The sequence below is a fragment of the Bacillus sp. JJ1503 genome (genome assembly GCF_036965125.1).
In the GTDB taxonomy this organism is placed as follows: Bacteria; Bacillota; Bacilli; order Bacillales; family Cytobacillaceae; genus Cytobacillus.
Map to the genome: position 1 here is coordinate 1 of NZ_JBALOZ010000040.1, position 948 is coordinate 948.

Sequence of the window (948 nt, forward strand, 5' to 3'; positions counted from 1 at the left end):
TATTAAATATTGTGAATATAGAAAATTAAATAAAAATATTGAATTTTCTATTTATTTTTCTGTTCATATCTAGTATATTGAAAAATAGAATGAAATAAAGATTGGATACAATCTAAAAAAAGGAGTTGATTTGTATGAAACTCTTGAAATGGCTTGATCGCATCGAAGAAGGAGCAGCTGGGGTGCTATTTGTTGGAGGGGTATTGGTAAGTTTGTATGGTGTATTTATGAGATATGTGGTGAATGCACCGCCAGCTTGGATTACGGAGGTTTTTGAGTTTTTACTAGTATGGGCAATTTTCTTAGGTTTTGGAATGGCTTTAAAAGATAAAAGACATATTCAAGTGGAGCTTTTGTTTGATTCATTACCTTTTGGAATGAAAAAAGTAGTTGCAACAATCGCTAATATTATTGGTGGATTCTTTTCATTTTTCCTGGCCTATTCGTCATTAGAATTGATTACGCTTTCAAAGGAACAGGGAATGACAACGATTGATGTAGGGATTCCGATTTGGATAACCTATCTCGTTCTTCCTATTGGAATGGGATTGCTTGGACTTTACTTCATAATTAACGCATATCGCGCAATGAAGGGTGATAAGCGTGAACTGGCAGGAGAAATTGAAATGCTTTATGAAGAAATGAAGGAATCAGCGAATAATCCAGGTGACAAGGGGGTAGGGGCATGAGTCCGGTCTTAGTCCTATTTCTAGTATTTGCCATTCTTTGTTTAATCAGAGTACCGATAGCGATCAGTTTAGGGCTTTCAAGTATAGTAGCATTGTCAATGATTGATTTTACACTATATACTGTCATTCAAAAAATGTTTAACTCCTTAAATTCAGCGACCTTAATGGCGATACCAGGCTTCGTTTTTGCCGGTATTATCATGTCAAAGGGCGGTATCTCGTATCATTTAATTGAAGCATTAAAATCATGGGTTGGTCA

General features: G+C 35.3%; 2 protein-coding genes. Both read left to right on the forward strand.

Features of this window, described 5'->3' with window-relative positions; genetic code table 11:
- Positions 1-134 precede the first annotated feature (134 nt).
- Positions 135-689, forward strand: coding sequence for a TRAP transporter small permease (locus tag V7149_RS03925; RefSeq protein WP_335344350.1), 555 nt, complete (start codon positions 135-137; stop codon positions 687-689).
- Positions 686-948, forward strand: a 263-nt coding sequence (locus V7149_RS03930; RefSeq protein WP_335344351.1) for a TRAP transporter large permease subunit, incomplete at its 3' end; no start/stop codon positions are given. The genes V7149_RS03925 and V7149_RS03930, both read left to right, overlap by 4 nt.